At 66.4% G+C, this 16,489-nt stretch carries 15 protein-coding genes and 1 tRNA gene; 9 read left to right on the forward strand and 7 right to left on the reverse strand.

Annotated features, from left to right (window positions below; all coding sequences use genetic code 11):
- Positions 1-32: 32 nt before the first annotated feature.
- From yajC to queA, 3 genes are all read right to left on the reverse strand, one after another.
- A complete protein-coding gene (yajC, locus tag FHR73_RS11875) occupies positions 33-377 on the reverse strand; it encodes a preprotein translocase subunit YajC (RefSeq protein WP_007162951.1) in 345 nt (114 codons plus the stop codon).
- Between the two features lie 147 nt (positions 378-524).
- Entirely contained in the window at positions 525-1,643 is a 1,119-nt protein-coding gene (tgt, locus tag FHR73_RS11880; protein ID WP_183631571.1) for a tRNA guanosine(34) transglycosylase Tgt, read from the reverse strand.
- Positions 1,644-1,653: 10 nt separating this feature from the next.
- Entirely contained in the window at positions 1,654-2,697 is a 1,044-nt protein-coding gene (gene queA, locus FHR73_RS11885; RefSeq protein WP_183631327.1) for a tRNA preQ1(34) S-adenosylmethionine ribosyltransferase-isomerase QueA, read from the reverse strand.
- Positions 2,698-2,803: 106 nt separating this feature from the next.
- Between queA and FHR73_RS11890 the strand changes: the two genes are divergently transcribed.
- The 4 genes from FHR73_RS11890 (at position 2,804) to FHR73_RS11905 (ending at position 4,134) form a co-directional block, all read left to right on the forward strand.
- Positions 2,804-2,888 (forward strand) — tRNA-Leu (locus FHR73_RS11890).
- A gap of 150 nt (positions 2,889-3,038) precedes the next feature.
- On the forward strand, positions 3,039-3,209 hold the full coding sequence (locus FHR73_RS11895; protein WP_183631328.1) for a hypothetical protein: 171 nt from the start codon (positions 3,039-3,041) through the stop codon (positions 3,207-3,209).
- Between the two features lie 36 nt (positions 3,210-3,245).
- Positions 3,246-3,713, forward strand: a complete 468-nt coding sequence (locus FHR73_RS11900; protein ID WP_183631329.1) for a hypothetical protein — start codon at positions 3,246-3,248, stop codon at positions 3,711-3,713.
- 100 nt (positions 3,714-3,813) lie between these two features.
- Positions 3,814-4,134, forward strand: coding sequence for a hypothetical protein (locus tag FHR73_RS11905; RefSeq protein WP_183631330.1), 321 nt, complete (start codon positions 3,814-3,816; stop codon positions 4,132-4,134).
- 22 nt (positions 4,135-4,156) lie between these two features.
- Here the strand turns inward: FHR73_RS11905 and lptG are convergent, their stop codons facing one another.
- Together lptG and lptF are read right to left on the reverse strand one after the other, a co-directional pair.
- Positions 4,157-5,218, reverse strand: a complete 1,062-nt coding sequence (gene lptG, locus FHR73_RS11910; protein ID WP_133863132.1) for an LPS export ABC transporter permease LptG — start codon at positions 5,216-5,218, stop codon at positions 4,157-4,159.
- Positions 5,215-6,327, reverse strand: coding sequence for an LPS export ABC transporter permease LptF (gene lptF / locus FHR73_RS11915; RefSeq protein WP_133863131.1), 1,113 nt, complete (start codon positions 6,325-6,327; stop codon positions 5,215-5,217). Before lptF ends, lptG begins: the two co-directional genes overlap by 4 nt.
- A gap of 171 nt (positions 6,328-6,498) precedes the next feature.
- On the opposite strand from lptF, the gene FHR73_RS11920 reads away from it, so the two are divergent.
- The 5 genes from FHR73_RS11920 (at position 6,499) to FHR73_RS11940 (ending at position 12,132) form a co-directional block, all read left to right on the forward strand.
- On the forward strand, positions 6,499-7,998 hold the full coding sequence (locus tag FHR73_RS11920) for a leucyl aminopeptidase (RefSeq protein WP_183631331.1): 1,500 nt from the start codon (positions 6,499-6,501) through the stop codon (positions 7,996-7,998).
- A 69-nt stretch (positions 7,999-8,067) separates the two neighbouring features.
- The gene (locus tag FHR73_RS11925) at positions 8,068-8,496 is read left to right on the forward strand and encodes a DNA polymerase III subunit chi (protein ID WP_183631332.1); all 429 of its coding nucleotides are present in this window, start codon (positions 8,068-8,070) and stop codon (positions 8,494-8,496) included.
- A gap of 4 nt (positions 8,497-8,500) precedes the next feature.
- Positions 8,501-8,863 (forward strand): hypothetical protein, encoded by a 363-nt coding sequence (locus tag FHR73_RS11930; RefSeq protein WP_183631334.1) that lies wholly within the window; start codon positions 8,501-8,503, stop codon positions 8,861-8,863.
- An 87-nt stretch (positions 8,864-8,950) separates the two neighbouring features.
- On the forward strand, positions 8,951-11,782 hold the full coding sequence (locus tag FHR73_RS11935; RefSeq protein ID WP_183631342.1) for a valine--tRNA ligase: 2,832 nt from the start codon (positions 8,951-8,953) through the stop codon (positions 11,780-11,782).
- A 53-nt stretch (positions 11,783-11,835) separates the two neighbouring features.
- Positions 11,836-12,132, forward strand: coding sequence for a helix-turn-helix domain-containing protein (locus FHR73_RS11940; RefSeq protein WP_183631573.1), 297 nt, complete (start codon positions 11,836-11,838; stop codon positions 12,130-12,132).
- A gap of 3 nt (positions 12,133-12,135) precedes the next feature.
- Here FHR73_RS11940 and FHR73_RS11945 read toward each other — a convergent pair whose 3' ends face one another.
- Both FHR73_RS11945 and purL read right to left on the reverse strand, forming a co-directional pair.
- On the reverse strand, positions 12,136-12,450 hold the full coding sequence (locus tag FHR73_RS11945) for an NGG1p interacting factor NIF3 (protein ID WP_183631344.1): 315 nt from the start codon (positions 12,448-12,450) through the stop codon (positions 12,136-12,138).
- A gap of 105 nt (positions 12,451-12,555) precedes the next feature.
- A complete protein-coding gene (purL, locus tag FHR73_RS11950) occupies positions 12,556-16,455 on the reverse strand; it encodes a phosphoribosylformylglycinamidine synthase (RefSeq protein WP_183631346.1) in 3,900 nt (1,299 codons plus the stop codon).
- Positions 16,456-16,489 lie beyond the last annotated feature (34 nt).

The raw sequence follows: 16,489 nt of genomic DNA on the forward strand, positions 1-16,489 counted from the left end.
CGCGCCCCGGTGTTAGCTAGATTGAGGAAGGCTCAGAGGGCCTTCAGGGTGCCTTTCGGCAGGGTCGCGGCGATGGCGCCCTTCTGGAACTTCAGTTCGACGTTGTCGGACACTTCCAGCACCACGAACTCGTCGGTGACCTTGTTGATGCGGCCGGCGATACCACCGGTGGTCACCACTTCGTCACCCTTCTGCAAGCCGCCGATCAGGTTCTTGTGATCCTTGGTGCGCTTGGCCTGGGGACGCCAGATCAGGAAATAGAAGATCACCACGAAGCCGATCAGGAAGATGAACTGAATGTATTCACCCCCCGGTGCAGCGTTGGCGGCCGGCGCGGCAGCTTCCTGGGCCTGGGCCGTGGAAATCAGAAAACTCATTGCACTACTCCTTGCAGAGTTGGATGACGGAAAAAGAAGAGATGCCGGGGGTCGCTCGCAGCCGTTCCGACCGCCTCGGGACCCCGCTCACGCACCCGGCGAAGGACGCGCGAGCGCCGTTTCGCCTGGACGATCGGACAGGGGCTTTCAGCGGTCGAGCGGCGGCGTAGGCAGGCCGCGCCGAGCATAGAAGGCGTCCACAAAGTCGGCCAATTTACCCTCTTGGATAGCCTGGCGCAAACCGGCCATCACGCGCTGGTAATACCGCAGGTTGTGGATCGTATTCAGCATACTCCCCAGCATTTCCCCGCATTTATCCAGATGGTGCAGATAGGCCCGGGAGAAATGTTTGCAGGTGTAACAGTCGCAGGTCGGATCCAGCGGCGTCTCGTCGTGACGGTGCACGGCGTTGCGCAGCTTGAGCACGCCGGTGTCGATGAACAGGTGGCCGTTGCGGGCATTGCGGGTGGGCATCACGCAGTCGAACATGTCGACGCCGCGGCGCACGCCTTCCACCAGGTCTTCCGGCTTGCCCACGCCCATCAGGTAGCGCGGCTTGTCCGCTGGCAGGTGTGGCGGCAGGAAGTCCAGCACCCGGATCATCTCTTCCTTGGGCTCGCCCACCGACAGGCCGCCGATGGCGTAGCCGTCGAAGCCGATGCCTTCCAGCCCTTCCAGGGATCTCAGGCGCAGCTCTTCGTGCATGCCGCCCTGGACGATGCCGAACAGCGCGGAGGGATTGTCGGCATGGGCTTCGCGGGAGCGCTTGGCCCAGCGCAGCGACAGCTCCATGGAGCGGCGCGCGGTGTCGAAGTCCGCCGGATAAGGCGTGCACTCGTCGAAGATCATCACGATGTCCGAGCCCAGGGCACGCTGCACCGCCATGGATTCCTCGGGACCCATGAAGACCTTGGCGCCGTCCACCGGCGAGGCGAAGTAGACGCCCTCTTCCTTGATCTTGCGCAGCGCACCCAGGCTGAACACCTGGAAGCCGCCGGAATCGGTGAGGATCGGCCCCTGCCACTGCATGAAGTCGTGCAGGTCGCCGTGGCGCTGGATCACCTCGGTCCCCGGGCGCAGCCAGAGGTGGAAGGTGTTGCCGAGGATGATCTGGGCGCCGATGTCGGCGACGCTGTCGGGCAGCATGCCCTTGACCGTGCCGTAGGTACCGACCGGCATGAAGGCCGGGGTCTCGACCACGCCGCGGGGAAAGGTCAGGCGACCACGACGGGCCTTGCCCTCGGTGGCCAGCAATTCGAAATTCATGAAACTCATATCAGCTCTCCGGGCCCTGGGCCCCGGGATTGCGGGTGATGAACATGGCGTCGCCATAACTGAAGAAGCGATAGCCCTCGGCCACGGCCGTCGCATAGGCGGCCATGGTCTCGCGGTAACCGGCGAAGGCCGACACCAGCATCAGCAGGGTCGACTCGGGCAGGTGGAAGTTGGTCACCAGGGCATCGACCACGTGGAAGGGCCGACCCGGATAGAGAAAGATGTCCGTCTCGCCGGCGAAGGCCTTGAGCTCGCCGTCACGGGCGGCGCTTTCCAGCGAACGCACGCTGGTGGTGCCGACGGCGATCACCCGACCACCCCGGGCGCGGCAGGCGGCCACGGCGTCCACCACGGCCTGGTCGACCTGCAGCCACTCGCGGTGCATGTGATGGTCTTCGATCTTTTCCACCCGTACCGGTTGGAAGGTACCGGCACCGACGTGCAGGGTGACGAAGGCGGTCGCCACGCCCTTGGCGCGGATGGCCTCCAGCAGCGGCTCGTCGAAGTGCAACCCGGCGGTGGGCGCGGCCACCGCACCGGCATTGCGCGCATAGACGGTCTGGTAGCGCTCGCGATCCTCGGCTTCGTCGGGCCGGTCGATATAGGGCGGCAGCGGCATGTGGCCGACCCGCTCCAGCAGCGGCAGCACCGGCTCGGCGAATTTCAGCTCGAACAGGGCGTCGTGGCGCGCCACCATCGCGGCTTCGGCACCGCCGTCGATGAGGATACGGCTGCCCGGCTTGGGCGACTTGCTGGACCGCACATGGGCCAGCACCCGCTCCTCGTCCAGCACCCGCTCCACCAGGATCTCCAGCTTGCCGCCACTGGCCTTCTGGCCGAACAGCCGCGCGGGTATCACCCGGGTGTCGTTGAACACCATCAGGTCGCCGGGCCGCAGATAACCCAGCAGATCGGCGAAGTGGCGATGGCTCAGTTCACCACTGGGGCCGTCGAGCACCAGCAATCGACTGCCGCGGCGCTCGGCCAGCGGATGACGGGCGATGAGGGATTCGGGGAGGTCGAAATGGAAGTCGGCGACGTGCATGGCAGGTAGATCTCGAAAGGCCGCACAGCTTACCGGAAGCGGCCTTTTTCACCAACGCACTTTGGATTGACCGGGCCTGCCTGCGTCCCTATACTCCGCCGCCATTGCCCCGGTGGCGGAACCGGTAGACGCGGCGGATTCAAAATCCGTTTCCGAAAGGAGTGGGAGTTCGAGTCTCCCCCGGGGCACCAAGCTGTACCTTCCAGGCCTCCCCCGTGTTGGCTGGAAGCCGAAGAAACCGCCCCTGAGGCGGTTTTTTTGTGCCCTTGAAAAAGCACCACTGAGATTTTCGTCGCCCCCATGGGCGTTACGCCAGGCGTCGCCACAGGGAAGGAGAATCCATGAGACTGCTGCTTTTAGCCCTCGCTCTACTTCTGACCGGCTGCAATCACTACAGCCCAGCCGGCTCCGTCTGCGAACCCAGTCCACTGAGCGGCGAGGACTGCAAGCACCGGCAGGCGGTCGGCGACCACCTGATGGACAAGTATCGGGAATGGCAGCGTTACCAGTAGGCTGGCGTCTGCCCAAAGACTTGCCGAGACCGGAAGATGCGCCTGTACCCTCCCCTGCTACTCGCCCTGCTGCTGATTCTGGGTGGCTGCGCCGTGCAGCAACCGGCCCAGCCAGCCGGTGCGGGTATCGACCTGGATCGCTCGCCCAGCTGGACCTTGCAGGCACGGTTGCACAGTGCACTCTATGGCTGCGAATTGCTGGTGCTGCACGGCAACAACGCCCGCCTGGCGGGCGAGCAGGGGCGGCTGGCGGACTTTCGCCAGCGGCTGAGCGGTTGCCAGACCCAGGCCACCGCCGAAGAAAAGCAGGCCACGGGCCAGTTACCCGCTGGCCAGGATCGCCTGCTGCGCAATGCGCAAAAGGTTTACCTGGCCGCCTGGCAACGCTATCTGGGCGGACTCACCATCGATCATCCGGCCGACTTGCAGCAGAAGCAGTCTTATCTTAACGCGCGATCAGCACTGCTCGACGTGGCGACCGAAGCGCCCGGACATCCGCGCTGAGCCCTGGAAACGACCGAATAGCCAGCTGACAACCGGCAGCTGAAACGCAGGGGCAAAGCATGCAATAGTAAGACATCGATACGGACGCGAGATCTTGCGCATGGAAACGCTCTCCCCCCTCTCCCAGGTGGCGGTCAAGGACCTGGAAACGGCCCAGACCCCCGCCCGCTTCTCCCCGGCCTTCATCGAGCGGCTGCTCTCGCGTTGCGAGACGCGCATCGACGAGATGGAAGCCTGCCCCGACATGAGCGCGGATCTGCGCCTGATCCACATGCAGAACGTCGATCTGCTGGTACGTACCGTGGTGGGCGAATGCCGCCATCGGGATCAGATCCGCCGTGTGCAGCGGATCCTGAATTTCTGCGAAGCGCACGCCGGCTGGTTGCAGCCGCAGCCGGTAGCGAGCAAAGGCGCCGCCTAGCGAGCGGCGCCGACGGGAGGCGCTAGCCGGCCCGTCGCAGCAACAGCACCCCGGCCACGGCGCAGAGCAGCGCCGGTGCCAGCACGGCCAGCAGCGGCGAGAAGCCGAACACCAGGCTGGATGGCCCGAGCAGATCCTGGAAGATCCGCAGGGCGAAGCCGATGATCACCCCGGTGAAGATCCGCTGGCCCAGGGTCACCGAACGCAGCGGACCGAAGATGAAGGAGATCGCCATCAGCACCAGGGCGGCGGTCACCAGCGGCTGGAAGATCTTCGACCAGAACGCCAGCCAGTAGCTCTTGTTGCTCAGCCCCTGATCGGCCAGATAGTGGATGTACCACCACAGCCCGGAGATCGACAGCGCATCCGGCTCCATGATCACGGTGTCGAGCACCTGCGGCGTCAGCTCGACGTTCCAGATCACCTTGGGTTCCTGGCGGATGCTGGTCTGGCGATTGCCGAAGTCGGTGATGCTGACGTTTTCCAGCTCCCAGTGATCGCCGCGATAGATGCCGCGCTGGGCGAAGCTGGATTGCAGCAGGTGGCGATTGTCGTCGAATTCGTAGCGCGTCACGCCCAGCAGCAGGCCGTTGGGCTGCACCGCGTTGACGTGGGTGTACTCGTGACCCTGACGATGCCAGAGGCCATGGCGCGAGCTCTGCGCCTTGCCGGCGCTCTGGGCCAGGGCGCGACCGCTCTGCGCCAGGTTTTCCGACCAGGGCGCCACGTATTCGCCGACCAGGATGCCGGCGATGAGCAGCACGAACATTGGCTTCATCACCGCCCAGACGATACGCCCCAGGGAGACGCCGGCGGCGCGCATCACGATCAGCTCGCTGCTGCTGGCCAGGGTGCCCAGGCCGATCAGGCAGCCGATGAGCGCGGCCATGGGCAGCATCTCGTAGGCCCGCCGCGGCGAGGTCAGGAGGACGAACTTGAGCGCCTCGGCGACGCCGTAGTTGTCGTCGAAGTCGCCGAGCTGGTCGATGAAGGCGAACAGCAGGGCCAGACCGACGATCACGCCCAGCACCGCGAGGATGCTGACGAAGACGGTGCGCCCTATGTACCAGTCGAGCTTGTTCATGCCGCTACCTCCGGCTTGTGACCGCGCAGACGCGCCTTGAGCGGTTCCCAGAAGGCCAGCAGCAGGCCGAGCACCAGGAACAGCAGGTGCACGCCCCACAGGCCGATGGCCGGCGGCAGGCGACCCTTGTCCAGGGCGCCACGGGCGGCGATCAGCAGCGACAGGTAGGCCATGTACAGCAGGATCGCCGGCAGCAGCTTGAGGAAGCGGCCCTGGCGCGGATTGACCTTGGCCAGGGGTACGGCGATGAGGGTCACGATGAACACCAGGATCGGCAGCGACAGCCGCCATTGCAGTTCGCCGCGATACTGCAGCTCGTTGCTGCGCATGAGTTCGCCGGTGGTGACGGCGTCACGCTCGCTGATGTCCTCGCTGACCGCGGGCTTGGGCAGGAGCACGCCATAGGTGTCGTACTGCACCGCGCGGTAGTCGGCCTGACCGGGGACGCCGTCGTAGCGGAAGCCGTTCTGCAGGATCAGGTAGCGACTGCCGTCCGGATGGATTTCCTGCCGGCCGGTGTCGGCCACCAGCACGCCCACGCCACGGTCCTTGCCGCCGGCGGTGGAGGTGTTGCGCTCGGAAATGAAGACCCCGCCCAGCTGGCTTCGATCCGCCGACAGGCGCTCGGTGTAGGTGACCCGCGAGTTGTCCCGCAGCGACTGGAAGCGGCCGGGTTCGAGGGTGTCGAACTCGGTCATGGCGTCCTGCTGGTTGAGGATGGTGGTGACCTTCTGCACGCCCAGGGGCGCCAGCGACAGGCTCAGCCAGGCGACCACCAGGGCCACCAGCGCGGCGGGCGCCATGCTGTAGGCCAGCAGGCGGCGCGGACTCAGGCCGGTGGCGGTGAGCACGGTCATCTCGCTGTCCAGGTACAGCCGACCATAGGCCAGCAGGAAGCCGAGAAAGAGCCCCAGCGGCAGGATCAGCTGCAGGAAGCCCGGGATGCGGTAGGCCATGATAAGCAGGAGCACACCCGGATCCAGCAGGCCCTGGGCCGCCTGGGCCAGGTACTTGATGAAGCGGCCGCTCATGATGATCACCAGCAGCACGGCACTGACCGCGCCGAGGGTGGTGAGAACTTCTCGAGACAGATAGCGGAAGACGATCAAACAGGATTCTCCAGGGTTGTCAGGCTCTGGCGCGAACGCTCACACTAGCTCGGCTGCATGGCTTGCGTTGCAAGGCCCACCCGTTGAAGGCCGATCGCCGGGAAAGGCCCTGGCGAAAGCCCCGCATTATATCCTGCGAACTCATGTGTTTGTCTTGGGGAGCTTCTCCTAATGGAATTCGTCGTCAAAAACGCTCGTCCGGAAATCCTGAAAACCGCCACGCTGGTCGTGGCCGTCGGTGAAGGCGGCGCGCTCGACGCAGCGGCCAGCGCCGTGGATGCCGCCACCTCCGGCGCCCTGAGCGCGGCGGTCAAGCGCGGCGACATCGCCGGCAAGGCCGGCCAGACCCTGCTGCTGACCAACCTGCCCGGCCTCAAGGCCGAGCGCGTGCTGCTGGTGGGTAGCGGCGCCAGCGAAGGGCTATCCGACCGCCAGTACCGCAAACTGGCCAGCGGCGCCCTGAGCGTGCTCAAGAGCCTGGGCGGCAGCGACGCCGCCATCGCCCTCGGCGATGTTCCGGTCAAGAATCGCGACGGCTATGCCCGTCTGCGCCTGCTGGCCGAGACTCTGGCCGATGGCGACTACGTCTTCGATCGCTTCAAGAGCAAGAAGGCCGAGCCGCGGCCGCTGAAGAAGCTGACCCTGGTCACCACCAAGGCCTCCCAGCCGGAAGCCGAACGCGCCCTGGCCCATGCCCTGGCGATCACCCACGGCACCGCCTACGCCAAGGACTTCGGCAACCTGCCGCCGAACGTCTGCAACCCGGTCTATGTGGCCGACCAGGCCAAGGCCCTGGGCAAGCAGTTCAAGGATGCCGGGCTCTCCGTCGAGGTGCTCGACGAGAAGAAGATGCGCGAACTGGGCATGGGCTCCTTCCTCGCCGTGGCCCAGGGCAGCGCCCAGCCGCCGCGCCTGGTGGTGCTGCAGTACAGGGGCGGCGCCAAGAATGCCCAGCCCTACACCCTGGTCGGCAAGGGCATCACCTTCGACACCGGCGGCATCAGCATCAAGCCCAGCGCCGGCATGGACGAGATGAAGTACGACATGTGCGGCGCCGCCAGCGTCCTGGGCACCTTCCGTGCCCTCGTGGAGCTCAAGCCGGCGATCAACGTGGTGGGCCTGCTGGCTCTGGCCGAGAACATGCCCAGCGGCACCGCCACCCGGCCGGGTGACATCGTCACCAGCATGAGCGGCCAGACCATCGAGATCCTCAACACCGACGCCGAAGGCCGCCTGGTGCTGTGCGACACCCTCACCTACGCCGAGCGCTTCCAGCCCAAGGCGGTGATCGACATCGCCACCCTTACCGGCGCCTGCATCACCGCCCTGGGTTCGCTGGTCTCGGGCCTGATGGGCAACAACGACGCCCTGATCGACCAGGTCAAGCAGGCCGGCGATCGCGCCGACGACCGTGTCTGGCAACTGCCGCTGCACGACGAGTACCAGGAGCAGCTGGACAGCCCCTTCGCCGACATGGCCAACATCGGTGGCCCCAAGGCCGGCACCATCACCGCGGGCTGCTTCCTGGCGCGCTATGCCAAGGCCTATTCCTGGGTGCACCTGGACGTGGCCGGTACCGCCTGGATCAGCGGCGGCAAGGACAAGGCCGCCACCGGTCGTCCGGTCCCGCTGCTGGTGCAGTACCTGCTCGACCGTAGTAACGAGGCCTAAGCCTCTCCGAGGCCGCGACGCCCTGGCGTCGCGGCCTTGCCGCTTCCCTCCCCTTTTTCGTGATCCGCCATGACCCGTGTCGACTTCTATGTGCTGCCTTCCACCGATCCCGCGGCGCGGCTGGCCTTTGCCTGTCGGCTGGTGGACAAGGCCTGGAAGCAGGGCATGCCGGTCTATGTGCACTGCGCCGACGCCGAGCAGCGCCAGCGCCTGGACGAACAGCTGTGGGCGTTTCGCGCCGACAGCTTCGTTCCCCACGATCTGGCGGAGAACGCCAGCGACAGCCCCGTGGTGCTGGGCCTGACCACGCCGGCCGAGCAGCAAGGCGAGCTGCTGATCAACCTCAGCCTGGCCCCGCCGCCCTGCCATGCGGGTTTCGCCCGGATCGCCGAGGTGGTCGTCGAAGCCCCCGACGTTCGGCAGGCGATGCGCGAAGGTTTTCGCTTCTACCGCAAGCTTGGCTATGCTCTACAGGACCATCAGCTGTCACGTGTCTGATTTCATGACCAGCACCAAGCCTCCCGCGCACGTCCTGCAAGACCTCGAAGCCATCCGCCAGGTACTCGACAAGAGCCGCAACGCGGTCCATCCGAGCAGCGTCGATGGAATCCCCATCCTCTCCGACGTCATCGCACCCAGCGCCGAGCGCCTCAAGGCCATCCCGCCGCTGCTCGACCAGATCGTGCCGGACGTCATCGAAGACGTTACGCCCAGCGCGCCGCACGAAGACCTGGCCCAGGTACGCCTGCGCCAGGAGGCGCCGGCCATGCTCCAGGAACTGCTCGACGAGCAGTTGCCGCGCCTGGAGGCCGAATTGCAGCGCCGCCTGCAGCAGCGCCTGGAAGAATTGCTGCAGCGTCCCTGAGCGCGGGGCGCCAAGGCGCCCTGCCGTCGGCGGGCCGGAGTCGCTATACTCGGAGGCTTTCCTCTTCCAGCGACAAAAGCCCCCTCCATGGACAAGACCTACCAGCCGCACGCCATCGAAACCTCCTGGTACCAGACCTGGGAACGACAGGGCCATTTCGCGCCCCAGGGGTCGGGCGAGCCGTACACCATCATGATCCCGCCGCCGAACGTGACCGGCAGCCTGCACATGGGTCATGGCTTCAACAACGCCATCATGGACGCCCTGATCCGCTTCCGTCGCATGCAGGGTCGCAACACCCTCTGGCAGCCGGGCACGGACCACGCCGGCATCGCCACCCAGATGCTGGTGGAACGCCGCATCGGCGCCGAGGGCCTGTCGCGCCATGACCTGGGCCGGGAGAAATTCCTGGAGAAGGTCTGGGAATGGAAGAACGAATCCGGGGGCAATATCAGCCGGCAGATCCGCCGCCTGGGCTCCTCGGTGGACTGGTCGCGTGAGCGCTTCACCATGGACGAGGGCCTCTCCGAGGCGGTCAAGGAAGCCTTCGTGCGCCTGCACGAGGATGGCCTGATCTATCGCGGCAAGCGCCTGGTCAACTGGGACACCAAACTGCACACCGCCATTTCCGACCTGGAAGTGGAAAGCCATGACGAGAAGGGCCACCTCTGGCACCTGCGCTACCCCCTGGCCGATGGCGCCCGCACCGCCGAGGGCGTGGACCACCTGGTGGTCGCCACCACCCGCCCCGAGACCCTGCTGGGCGACGCCGCCGTGGCCGTGCACCCGGAAGACCCGCGCTACAAGGACCTGATCGGCCAATATGTCGAGCTGCCCTTGGTGGGCCGTCGCATCCCCATCGTCGGCGACGACTACTGCGATCCCGAATTCGGCACCGGTTGCGTCAAGATCACCCCGGCTCACGACTTCAACGACTATGAAGTCGGCAAGCGGCACAACCTGCCGCTGATCAACATCTTCGACGCCGACGCGGCCGTCCTGCCCGGCGCCCAGGTGTTCAACCTGGACGGCAGCGTCAACGGCATGTTCGACGCTACCCTACCCGCTGCCTACGCCGGCCTGGACCGCTTCGAGGCGCGCAAGCGCATCGTCGCCGACCTGGAGGCCGCCGGCCGCCTGGAAAAGATCGACGACCACGCCCTCAAGGTGCCCAAGGGCGATCGCTCCGGCACCGTGATCGAGCCCTGGCTGACCGACCAGTGGTACGTCTCCACCAAGCCCCTGGCCGAGAAGGCCATCGCCGTGGTCGAGAGCGGCGAGGTGCAATTCGTGCCCAAGCAGTACGAGAACATGTACTTCAGCTGGATGCGCGATATCCAGGACTGGTGCATCAGCCGCCAGCTCTGGTGGGGCCACCGCATTCCCGCCTGGTACGACCAGGCCGGCAACGTCTACGTCGGTCGCGACGAGGCGGAGGTGCGCGCCAAGCACGACCTGGGTGACATCGCCCTGCGCCAGGACGACGACGTGCTGGACACCTGGTTCAGCTCCGGCCTGTGGACCTTCTCCACCCTGGGCTGGCCCGAGCAGACCGAAGCACTGAAGACCTTCCACCCCACCGACGTGCTGGTCACCGGCTTCGACATCATCTTCTTCTGGGTCGCCCGGATGATCATGCTGTCCACCCACTTGACCGGGCAGATCCCGTTCAAGACCGTCTACGTCCACGGCCTGGTGCGCGACGGCCAGGGCCAAAAGATGTCCAAGTCCAAGGGCAACGTGCTCGATCCGCTGGACATCGTCGACGGCATCGACCTGGACACCCTGCTGCAGAAGCGCACCAGTGGCCTGATGCAACCCAAGCTGGCCGAGAAGATCGCCAAGCAGACCCGCGCCGAATTCCCGGACGGCATCGCCAGCTACGGCACCGACGCCCTGAGATTCACCTTCTGCTCCCTGGCCACCACCGGTCGCGACATCAAGTTCGACATGGGTCGCGTCGAGGGCTATCGCAACTTCTGCAACAAGCTGTGGAACGCGGCGAACTTCGTCATGGAGAACGTCGAGGGCCAGGACACCGGCGTCACCGACGAACCCGTCGAGCTGTCCTCGGTGGATCGCTGGATCATCTCCCAGCTGCAGCGCACCGAGGCCGAGGTGACCCGTCAGCTCGACGCCTTCCGCTTCGACCTGGCCACCCAGGCCCTTTACGAATTCGTCTGGGACGAGTACTGCGCTTGGTACCTGGAACTGGTCAAGCCGGTGCTGTGGGACGAGAACGCCTCCCTCGAGCGTCAGCGCGGCACCCGCCGTACCCTGGCGCGGGTCCTGGAAGTGGTGCTGCGCCTGGCGCATCCCTTCATGCCCTTCATCACCGAGGAGATCTGGCAGCGCCTCAAGGCGCCGGCCGGTGTCCAGGGCGAGACCCTGATGCTGCAACCCTGGCCGGTGGCCAACGAGGCACGCATCGACACCGCCGCCGAAGGCGACATCGAGTGGGTCAAGGCACTGATGCTGGGCGTGCGGCAGATCCGTGGCGAGATGAAGATCTCCATGGCCAAGCGCATCGACATCATCGTCGCCAACGCCAATGCCGAGGATCAGCGCCGCCTGAGCGACTTCGAGCCGCTGCTGAACAAGCTGGCCAAGCTGGAATCGGTCCGCGTGCTGGCCGCCGGTGAAGAAGCACCGATGTCCGCCACCACCCTGGTGGGCGAGATGGAAGTGCTGGTGCCCATGGCCGGCCTGATCGACAAGGACGCCGAACTTACGCGCCTGGACAAGGAGATCGGCCGCCTGGAAGGCGAGGTCAAGCGCGTCGGTGGCAAGCTGGGCAACGAAGGCTTCGTCGCCAAGGCCCCGGCCGAGGTGCTGGAGAAGGAGCGCGCCAAACTGGCCGAAGCCGAGCAGGCCCTGGCCAAGCTGGTGGACCAGCGGCAGCGCATCGCGACCCTCTGATGCCCCTGAAGCCCACCCTTGCGGTGGGCTTTTTATTGCCCAGGACGATTCTCATGGATGTGAGCAAGACCAAGACCAGCTTCTATCGCCGACTCTATGTGGCCTGGCTGGTGGCCAGCGGCACCGCCACCAGCGTGCCGACTCTGATGACCGCCACCGGCATGCCGCGGCGCACGGCCCAGGACACCCTGCTGGCGCTGGCCGATCTGGATATCGACTGCCAGTTCGTACAGGGCGAAGGCGCCCGCAACAACGCCGGCGGCTACGAGATCCGCGACTGGGGCGCGGTGGATCCCCGCTGGGTCGAGCGTGAGCTGCCGCGGATCAAGACGGTACTGGGTTATCCCTGACCCCTAGAAATCCAGCACCTGCACCACGTCATAGGCTGGCGTCTCATAGGGATGCGCCGCCTTGAGCGCTGCCACGGCCTGGCGGGCGATCGGCTCGTCGGCCAGCACCAGCTCCACCCGCCATTCCTCCAACTGTTCGAAACTGCCCTGCTCGCCCAGGTGCGGCTGGCTGCCCGGCAATGGGCGGAACTGGCCGAGGCCCCGGACCTGCCAGCAGCAGTTGTCATAGAGACCGATGCGACCGCCGCCCACGGCGAAGATCGCCTGCTTGACGGCTTCGAGGTGCGAGTCGGGGACGTAGAAACACAGCTTGAACATCTAGAATTCCAGGGACAGGGGACGACCCCTTCAGCTTAAGCCTTTCCCAGAAAGACGAAACCCGCGCCAGGGCGCGGGTTTCGTCAAAGGGACAAGCCAGAGGACCTAGTCCACCCAGACCCGCGCATTGCGGAACAGGCGCATCCAGCCGCCATCCTCGCCCTGCCAGTCGGCAGGGATCCAGGAGTTCTGCACGGCCCGGAAGCAGCGCTCGGGGTGCGGCATCATCAGCAGCACGCGACCGTCCTGGCTGGACAGACCGGTGATGCCCAGCGGCGAGCCGTTGGGGTTGGCCGGATAGGTCTCGGTGACCTTGCTGTGACCATCGACATAGCGCAGCGCCACGGTGCCGGAGACATCAGCGGCGACCAGCGCCTGCTGGTTCGGGTACTCGGCGAAGCCTTCGCCGTGGGCGATGGCGATGGGCAGCCGCGACCCGGCCATGCCGGCGAGGAACAGCGAGGGCGAATCCTGCACCTGGACCATGGCCACCCGCGCCTCGAACTGCTCGGAGCGGTTGCGCACGAAGCGCGGCCAGAATTCGCTGCCGGGCACCAGCTCGCGCAGGTTGGCGACCATCTGGCAGCCGTTGCACACGCCCAGGGTAAAGGTGTCGGTGCGCTCGAAGAACTGCTGGAAGCCGTCGCGGGCACGGGCGTTGAACAGGATGGACTTGGCCCAGCCACCGCCGGCGCCGAGGACGTCGCCATAGGAGAAGCCGCCACAGGCCACCACGCCCTTGAAGTCCGCCAGGTCGATGCGCCCGGAGAGGATGTCGCTCATGTGCACGTCGATGGCGGCGAAGCCGGCGCGATCGAAGGCTGCACCCATCTCCACCTGGCCGTTGACGCCCTGCTCGCGCAGGATGGCGACCTGCGGCCGCACGCCCTTCTTGATGTAGGGGGCGCAGATGTCTTCGTTGGGGTCATAGGCCAGCTTGGCCGACAGCCCCGGATGATCCTCTTCCAGCAGGGCATCGAATTCCTGCTGGGCGCACTCGGCGTTGTCGCGCAGACGCTGGATCTGGAAGCTGGTCTCGCTCCAGACGCGCTGCAGCATGCGCCGCTCGGCCCGGTAGAGGTGCTCGTCGTGGTAGTGGATGTTGATCTCGTAGCCGTTGACCGGGTTGCCGATCACCGCCACGCAGTCTTCCAGACCGGCCGCGCTGAACTGGGCCAGCACCTCGTGGGTGAAGTCCTGGGGCACCTGGATGACGGCGCCCAGCTCTTCGGCGAACAGCGCACGAGTCAGCTCGTCACGGTCGGCGGCCAGGGCGTCCAGGCGCAGGGCCAGGCCGCAGTGACCGGCGAAGGCCATTTCCACCAGGGTGGTGATGAGGCCGCCGTCGGAACGGTCGTGGTAGGCCAGCAGCAGGCCGTCCTGGTTGAGGCCCTGGATCACGGCGAAGAAGGCCTTGAGGTCTTCGGCTTCATCGACGTCGGGGGCCTGCTGGCCGAGCTTGCCGTGGGTCTGGGCGAGGATGGAGCCGCCCAGGCGATTCTGGCCGCGACCCAGGTCGATGAGGATCAGGTCGGTCTGGCCCTTGTCCAGGCGCAGCTGGGGGGTCAGGGTGCGTCGGATGTCCTGGACCGGGGCGAAGCCGGTGATCACCAGCGACAGCGGCGCGGTGACGCTCTTGTCTTCGCCACCGTCCTGCCAGCGGGTCTTCATGGACATGGAGTCCTTGCCGACCGGGATGGTGATGCCCAGCTGCGGGCACAGCTCCATGCCGACCGCCTTGACGGTCTCATAGAGGCGCGCGTCTTCGCCCGGGTGGCCGGCAGCGGCCATCCAGTTGGCGGACAGCTTGATGTCGCCGAGTTTCTCGATGCGCGCGGCGGCCAGGTTGGTGATGGTCTCGCCGATGGCCATGCGGCCGGAAGCGGGCGCATCGAGCAGCGCCAGCGGGGTGCGCTCGCCCATGGCCATGGCTTCGCCGGTGTGGACGTCGAAGCTGGTGGCGGTCACGGCGCAGTCGGCCACCGGCACCTGCCAGGGGCCGACCATCTGGTCGCGGGCGACCAGGCCGGTGATGGTGCGGTCGCCGATGGTGATCAGGAAACTCTTGCTGGCCACGGCAGGGTGGCGCAGGACGCGCTCCACCGACTCGGTCAGGTCCAGGCCGGCGCCATCGAAGGCGTCGCCCAGTTCGGCTTCCCGGGTCGCGCTGCGGTGCATGCGCGGCGGCTTGCCGAGCAGGACGTCCAGCGGCATGTCCACGGCGTTGTTGCCGAAGTGGCTGTCGGCCACGGTCAGCTGGCGCTCCTCGGTGGCCTCGCCGACCACGGCGAAGGGGCAACGCTCGCGTTCGCAGATGGCCTTGAAGGTTGCGAAGTTTTCGGCGTCCACGGAGAGCACATAGCGCTCCTGGGACTCGTTGCACCAGATCTCCAGCGGACTCATGCCCGGCTCGTCGTTGGGCACGTTGCGCAATTCGAAGCGACCGCCGCGACCGGCATCGTTGACCAGCTCGGGGAAGGCGTTGGACAGGCCGCCCGCACCCACGTCGTGGATGAAGGTGATGGGGTTGTTCTCACCCAGCTGCCAGCAGCGGTCGATGACCTCCTGGCAGCGGCGCTCCATTTCCGGGTTCTCACGCTGCACCGAGGCGAAATCCAGGTCGGCGGAGCTGGCGCCGGTGGACATGGACGAGGCCGCGCCACCGCCCAGGCCGATCAGCATGGCCGGGCCGCCCAGCACGATGAGCTTGCCGCCCACCGAGATGTCGCCCTTCTGTACGTGGTCGGCACGGATGTTGCCCAGGCCGCCGGCGAGCATGATCGGCTTGTGATAGCCGCGCACCTCGGGACCGCGGGGGGTCTCGACCTGCTGCTCGAAGGTGCGGAAGTAGCCGGCCAGGGCCGGGCGACCGAATTCGTTGTTGAAGGCGGCGCCACCCAGCGGGCCTTCGATCATGATGTCCAGCGGGGTGACGATGCGCTCGGGCTTGCCGTAGGGCTGCTCCCAGGGCTGCTCGAAACCGGGGATGTTCAGGTTGGAGACGGTGAAGCCGGTCAGGCCCGCCTTGGGCTTGGAGCCGCGACCGGTGGCGCCTTCGTCGCGGATCTCGCCGCCGGAGCCGGTGGAGGCGCCGGGGAAGGGGGCGATGGCGGTCGGGTGGTTGTGGGTCTCCACCTTCATCAGGATGTGCACGGGCTGGCTGTGCGCCCCGTACTCGCGGGACTCGGCGTCGGGGTAGAAGCGCCCGGCGGTGAAGCCTTCCATGACCGCGGCATTGTCCTTGTAGGCGGACAGCACGCCGGTGCGGTTCAGCTCAAAGGTGTTCTTGATCATGCCGAACAGCGACTTTTCCTGGCTCTCGCCGTCGATGTCCCAGCTGGCGTTGAAGATCTTGTGCCGGCAGTGCTCGGAGTTGGCCTGGGCGAACATCATGAGTTCGATGTCATGGGGATTGCGCCCCAGGGCGGTGAAGCTCTTGACCAGGTAGTCGATCTCGTCATCGGCCAGGGCCAGGCCCAGTGCCAGGTTGGCCTGCTCCAGGGCGGAGTGACCGCCGCCGAGCACATCCACCGCGGTGAGCGGCCTGGGCGCGGCATGGCTGAAGATGTCGGCGGCAGCGTCCAGGGTTGGCAGTACGCGCTGGGTCATGCGGTCATGCAGCGCCGCGGCCAGCTGCGCCTGGGCAGCGGCGTCCAGCTCGCCGGCGACGTAGTAGGCCACGCCGCGCTCCAGGCGCTCGATCTGCGCCAGGCCACAGTTGTGGGCGATGTCGGTGGCCTTGCTCGACCAGGGCGAGATGGTGCCCAGGCGAGGCACGATGAGGAACAGCGCGCCGCTGGGTTCTTGCTGGGGGACGCTGGGGCCGTATTGCAGCAGTCGGCCGAGGATGCCCTCTTCCTCCGCGCTCAGGGTGCCGGCGACTTCGGCGAAATGAACGAACTCGGCATAGAGCCCGGAGACACCGGGAACCAGGCGAGTCAGCTGGTCGAGAAGTTTGCCGTGACGGAACGAAGAAAGAGCGGGAGCGCCGCGCAGGATCAGCATCGGGGACAGCCTCGGGGCCAAGTCACTTTGGGGC

It is taken from the genome of Pseudomonas sp. AS2.8 (genome assembly GCF_014190935.1).
Taxonomy (GTDB): domain Bacteria; phylum Pseudomonadota; class Gammaproteobacteria; order Pseudomonadales; family Pseudomonadaceae; genus Chryseomonas.

Bases quoted from the DNA above. Each gene is read 5' to 3' on its own strand.
- yajC (WP_007162951.1), bottom strand. From the start codon at position 377: ATGAGTTTTCTGATTTCCACGGCCCAGGCCCAGGAAGCTGCCGCGCCG.
- tgt (WP_183631571.1), bottom strand. From the start codon at position 1,643: ATGAATTTCGAATTGCTGGCCACCGAGGGCAAGGCCCGTCGTGGTCGC.
- queA (WP_183631327.1), bottom strand. From the start codon at position 2,697: ATGCACGTCGCCGACTTCCATTTCGACCTCCCCGAATCCCTCATCGCC.
- FHR73_RS11895 (WP_183631328.1), top strand. From the start codon at position 3,039: ATGAGACTGCTGCTTTTAGCCCTCGCTCTACTTCTGACCGGCTGCAAT.
- FHR73_RS11900 (WP_183631329.1), top strand. From the start codon at position 3,246: ATGCGCCTGTACCCTCCCCTGCTACTCGCCCTGCTGCTGATTCTGGGT.
- FHR73_RS11905 (WP_183631330.1), top strand. From the start codon at position 3,814: ATGGAAACGCTCTCCCCCCTCTCCCAGGTGGCGGTCAAGGACCTGGAA.
- lptG (WP_133863132.1), bottom strand. From the start codon at position 5,218: ATGAACAAGCTCGACTGGTACATAGGGCGCACCGTCTTCGTCAGCATC.
- FHR73_RS11920 (WP_183631331.1), top strand. From the start codon at position 6,499: ATGGAATTCGTCGTCAAAAACGCTCGTCCGGAAATCCTGAAAACCGCC.
- FHR73_RS11925 (WP_183631332.1), top strand. From the start codon at position 8,068: ATGACCCGTGTCGACTTCTATGTGCTGCCTTCCACCGATCCCGCGGCG.
- FHR73_RS11930 (WP_183631334.1), top strand. From the start codon at position 8,501: ATGACCAGCACCAAGCCTCCCGCGCACGTCCTGCAAGACCTCGAAGCC.
- FHR73_RS11935 (WP_183631342.1), top strand. From the start codon at position 8,951: ATGGACAAGACCTACCAGCCGCACGCCATCGAAACCTCCTGGTACCAG.
- FHR73_RS11940 (WP_183631573.1), top strand. From the start codon at position 11,836: ATGGATGTGAGCAAGACCAAGACCAGCTTCTATCGCCGACTCTATGTG.
- FHR73_RS11945 (WP_183631344.1), bottom strand. From the start codon at position 12,450: ATGTTCAAGCTGTGTTTCTACGTCCCCGACTCGCACCTCGAAGCCGTC.
- purL (WP_183631346.1), bottom strand. From the start codon at position 16,455: ATGCTGATCCTGCGCGGCGCTCCCGCTCTTTCTTCGTTCCGTCACGGC.